This window comes from Symbiopectobacterium sp. (assembly GCF_051710365.1).
GTDB lineage: Bacteria > Pseudomonadota > Gammaproteobacteria > Enterobacterales > Enterobacteriaceae > Symbiopectobacterium.
Map to the genome: position 1 here is coordinate 1 of NZ_JBPETA010000214.1, position 4,975 is coordinate 4,975.

At 45.8% G+C, this 4,975-nt stretch carries 1 protein-coding gene and 4 pseudogenes; 1 reads left to right on the plus strand and 4 read right to left on the minus strand.

Annotation, left to right across the window (positions count from 1 at the left end; all coding sequences use genetic code 11):
• Positions 1–751: 751 nt before the first annotated feature.
• Positions 752–1,869, minus strand: a pseudogene (ampC, locus tag ACTBDZ_RS15090) (class C beta-lactamase).
• A gap of 513 nt (positions 1,870–2,382) precedes the next feature.
• Between ampC and ACTBDZ_RS15095 the strand changes: the two are divergent.
• Entirely contained in the window at positions 2,383–3,096 is a 714-nt protein-coding gene (locus tag ACTBDZ_RS15095; protein WP_438815924.1) for an oligogalacturonate-specific porin KdgM family protein, read from the plus strand.
• A gap of 60 nt (positions 3,097–3,156) precedes the next feature.
• Here ACTBDZ_RS15095 and ACTBDZ_RS15100 read toward each other — a convergent pair.
• The 3 pseudogenes from ACTBDZ_RS15100 to ACTBDZ_RS15110 form a co-directional block, all read right to left on the minus strand.
• Positions 3,157–4,620, minus strand: a pseudogene (locus ACTBDZ_RS15100) (pyridoxal phosphate-dependent decarboxylase family protein).
• A gap of 17 nt (positions 4,621–4,637) precedes the next feature.
• Positions 4,638–4,757, minus strand: a pseudogene (locus ACTBDZ_RS15105) (hypothetical protein); the annotation flags it as partial.
• Between the two features lie 89 nt (positions 4,758–4,846).
• A pseudogene (locus ACTBDZ_RS15110) lies at positions 4,847–4,975 on the minus strand (IS256 family transposase); the annotation flags it as partial.

Here is a 4,975-nt window from a genome sequence, read left to right on the forward strand (position 1 = left end):
TTGAGATTTTTGGCCAGTGCATTAGCCAGAGCCTGCAACTGTTTTTCGTCCATAAAGTAACCTGCTTTTGATGTTGGATTGAACATATCAAAATCAGGCAATTACACAAATTTATGTACAGGCTCGAAACATACCAAAGAACGGAACACCTGCATCTGCCAAATAATCGCCATTATCAGATAAGACGATCCTCAGATCTTTGGCAAGTTTAGTTGTTACTTCATCCATGATTTATTCCTATAAGAGAAAATCATGCATACTGAAAGCATGGTCATACGAATACTGAGGGTTAGAAAGCCTTTATAGGCCTCGCAAACTGAACCAACGTGCTTCTTATGCTTTTTCGACTGCTCTCCACGCCGCTCTACCAACATAGATTTCAATCTTAACAGATATACCCCATTACCCTTCTTACCCGACCGATCCCCCTCAGGTAAACCCATTCAGCCTTGGCAACGCTACCGCCATCAGAGACATCAGTTCCGATTACGTATTAACGTATCTAAATGTTACAGAAATTCATGATTTGTTCAAGAAAACAATCAGATAACCCCTAAAGCTTGATGTGCTTGGTTATACGATTACGATGGGAAATGGTTTATAAACTGAAGTAAAGTAAGCTGTCAGAAAATGCTCATGAGAAGCACATTTTCTGTTAGTTCATGAAGTTCTGTGGATGCTAAGAAATGCATTTGATAAACGATGAACCTCATGAAGGTTCATCGCTAGTGCGTAAGTGGATAATGGTTGTCTATTGCAATGCAGTGAGAATTTGCATCGCTGCTTTGACTCGCATTGTGTTGGGATAATTTTTGTTAGCCAACATCACGATCCCAACCTGCTTTTCAGGAATGAATGCAACATAAGCACCGAAACCGCCAGTAGCACCGGTTTTATGAACCCAAGAGGCAGTCACAGGTGGATGAGGCTGATTATCTATCACTTTTTGCGGACTTAATGCTACGGTGTTATCGCTGCCGGAGATTACCTTATCCGCCTGCCCTGGCCAATCAAGCATTTCCCAGCCTAGCCCTTGATAAAGTGCATCATTTCGGTAGTAGCGTGTCTGCGCAATATTAAGCCCTTTTTGCAGTATGCGATCGGTGACCTGTTCAGGATTCATATTGGCCTGCATCCACGCTAGCATATCCTCAGACGTTGATTTTACACCATAGGCTTCTGCATCTAAGGCACCGGAAGAAACCCGCACCGGCTGTCCATTTCTGTATCCCCACGCATAATCTTTCATGGCAGAGTCAGGTACTGTTATATAGGTATGCGTGAGTTTCAGCGGACTCAATACACGTTGTTGCATTGCCTGCTCATAGGTCATCCCACTGTTTTTTGCAGCTAATGCGCCAAACAGGCCGATGCTGGCATTCGCGTATTGCCGCATTTCACCCGGTTCCCATTGCGGTTGCCAGCCCAGATAGAACTGTAGCAAACCATCGGAGGTTGTCACCTCGTCGGGAACTTTAATGGCAGACCGCCTGCTGTGTAAGTTGCCAATTGCAACAGAGTGATATGTTGCCACTGTGGCGTATTCAAGGCTGGCCAATGTTTAGGGGCGGGGTCGTTTAGCGAGATCTCACCCTTCTCTACCGCCACACCGCCAAGTACACCATTAAAGGTTTTACTCACTGACCCTAGCTCAAATAGCGTGTTTTTTGTGATCGGTCGGGCGGTCTTAAGATCTACCAAACCATAATTAAAGAAGTAAGGTTTGCCATGCACCAACACGGCCACAGCCATACCAGGAATATCCTGTTCTTTGAGTAAAGGCTCAATGGCTTCATTAACTGTTCGTGTTACATTTGGGGCGGCTAATGCTATGCTGGAAAAGCATAGACACAGTGTGGCTTTAACCAAAATAGCGGGAGAGACAGTCTTCATAAAAGATCTCATAAGTAGTTGGCGCATCGACGCTTTTTATAACGCCGCATCATAACGTAGCATGATAAGTATAACGCCTATTTTGTTAACGAAATCAGAACCATTCTATTCTCAACGCTTTCGCTTGCGGTTGATAGGATCGTTTCAATCCTCCCTACTCCACGGTGAGTATTAGATTCATTAATTTTCTGATTTATTCAATCTCGTTCGGAAAAATTAGCGCGTTCATCAGAAATCAGATTAAATTCTCCGTTAAGTTAATAGTAAATAAGCCATCATTTTTTCATAGATTGGAAAAACTCTCTTCCTGCACGTTTATTGCCTATCGGTTTATTTTATCAGTGTGGATTCTACTATATTCTTAGCCGAGTCATAAATGTAACGATTTTTAATATTGAATTTCTGCTCCAATATCTTGGTGCATTACATTAGGATTGCTTTTGTCTGCGGAGTTGTTGACGTTAATGTTATTTTTCTTGGAGAGATATAATGAAATTAAAGTTAGTTACGTTGGCAATGGCTTCATTGTTCACACTCAACGTACATGCTACTGCCATTGATTATCAGCATGAATTTAAAGATTCATCAAACGGAGAGCACAATGATAGCTTTAAGTTTTCCACGCTTTTTGAGCAAGGTTTTGGGCTATCAGCAGAAGCGCGCTGGGCTCAGCATGCCAATGATAAATCAGAAAAAAGCCCGTTCAGCGAACGTGTCAGTAGCGGTACGGAGGTGGTCGCCAGCTATACGTATGATGTTAACAAGACCCTCTCTTTGGAACCTGGGTTTTCGTTGGAGTCGACTGCCGACTACAATAGCTATCGCCCTTATCTGCGCGGCAAGGCAAATATTACCGACGATTTCTCCGTATCGCTGACCTATCGCCCTTATTATAAACGAATCAGTAAAAATATCGGAACACAGAAACAAACATCCGAAAAAGGTTATAATTTAACGTCGACGATGGCGTATAAGTTTCTTAATGACTATACGTTTGAATATGAGCTGGATTATCAAAATTCCAACGAGCAAAAAGCCAACCCGTCAGAAAACAAGAAATATGCGTTTAGCCATGATTTTAAATTGAGCTATCAATGGGATAAAAATTGTCGCCCTTACCTTGCTATCGGTAATGTCCCCGCGGTAGACAAAGGGAATCATCGACAAACACGCTATCGGATCGGGATACAGTATAGTTTCTGATATATTGTGAGCGTAAAAAAGCCGACAACAGAAATGCTGTCGGCTTTTATTTTCAGATCGCTACGCTTTTAGTAACTGCATCGCGCACGCTTTCACACTTTCCAGCAAGATTTTAACGTCTGCTAGGCAAACGGTAGGATTCAGCAAGGTCAGTTTCAGGCAAGTCACTCCGTCAGCCTCGGTAACACCCACATTTGCGCTGCCAGAAGCGAGCAGTGCGTCACCAATGCGTTGATTCAGCAAAGCGACAGTTGCCACATCGTCAGACTCCGGGCGGAAACGGAACAGAACGCTGGCCAGTTGCGGTTGCATCACCAACTCAAGATGCGGCTGCTCGGACACAAACTGTGCAACCTGTTGTGCCAGCGTTACGCCATTATCAATGATTTCGGCGTACTGTTTTTTACCCAATGCTTCAAGGCCCATCCACAATTTCAGCGCATCAAAACGGCGCGTAGTTTGCAGCGATTTCGACACCAGATTAGGCACGCCCTGCTCTTCATCAAAGCCTGAATTGAGGTAAGCCGCCTGATAGCGCATCAACTCATAATGACGGGCATCTTTCAGCAAAAATGCGCCGCAGCTGATGGTCTGGAAGAATTGCTTGTGGAAATCCAATGTGACGGAATCCGCTAACTCAAGACCATCCAGATAATGGCGATATTTCTCAGAAAGCAACAGCGCACCGCCCCATGCTGCGTCAACATGGAGCCAGATGTTCCGTTCGGCAGCCATAGCCGCAATCTCGACTAAGGGGTCAATGGCACCGGCATCGGTGGTTCCAGCTGTTGCAACAATGGCCAGCACTTGCTCGCCATTGGCGTCGGCCTGTGCCAATTTTGCGGCCAAGTCGCTGAGATCCATGCGCGAAAACGCATCCGTTTTTACCAGCGTAACGGATTGATATCCCAGTCCCATTAGTGCCATGTTTTTCTGCACGGAGAAATGGGCATTTTCGGAACACAGTACTTTGATTTTACTCAGATCGCCGGTTAAACCGTGCTGCTGAACGGAATGCCCCTGACGCGCAAAAAAAGCATCCCGCGCCAACATCAATCCCATCAGGTTGCTTTGAGTACCGCCGCTAGTGAATACGCCAGCGTCACCCGCAGTGTAACCTACTTGCTGGCGTAACCATTCGATCAGCTTCATCTCAATGATGGTCGCTGAAGGGCTCTGATCCTAGGAATCCATGCTTTGGTTGGTGGCGTTAATCAGCACTTCTGCTGCCTGACTGATCACCAAACTCGGGCAATGTAAATGGGCAACACATTGCGCGTGATGCACGGACAAACTGTCTTTAAGAAAGTATTCAACGGCACGTTCAATGGCGGCCTGGTTGCCCAGCCCCTGAGACGTGAAGGACAAATGAATACGTTCACGCAGTTGCTCAACGGTCTTGCCTTGATACATCTCGGGCTGCTGTAACCACGCCACAACAGCCTGAGTGCTCTGCTCGATAGCGTCCTGATAGGCGGCGATGCTTTGCGCCGAACCTGACAGAATAGGTTTTATATTAGACATTTGATGGCTCACTCCGGTTAAACAGGCTTGACGCCAGCGCTCAGCAATGCACTTTCGAATTTATCGAGGAAAATATCTAACTCGGCATTGGTGATGAGCAGCGAAGGTAACAGACGCAATACGCAACCGTTGGACCCTGTACACGATTCTGTGTAAATGTCTTTTCTCAGTAGTGACCGTCCAGACGATCACCGAACTCGATAATAAAGCGGCTCATAGCCATACGCTAGTCCCTCAGCGGCATCGTCCATTTTTGTGATGCCGCCTGGATTGCCAGCCACACCACCTTTTTCACCGAGTCGTCAGTCGGGAACACCTTCCGTTTCTTGGCTGCATGCCGGATCACGCTGTTCAG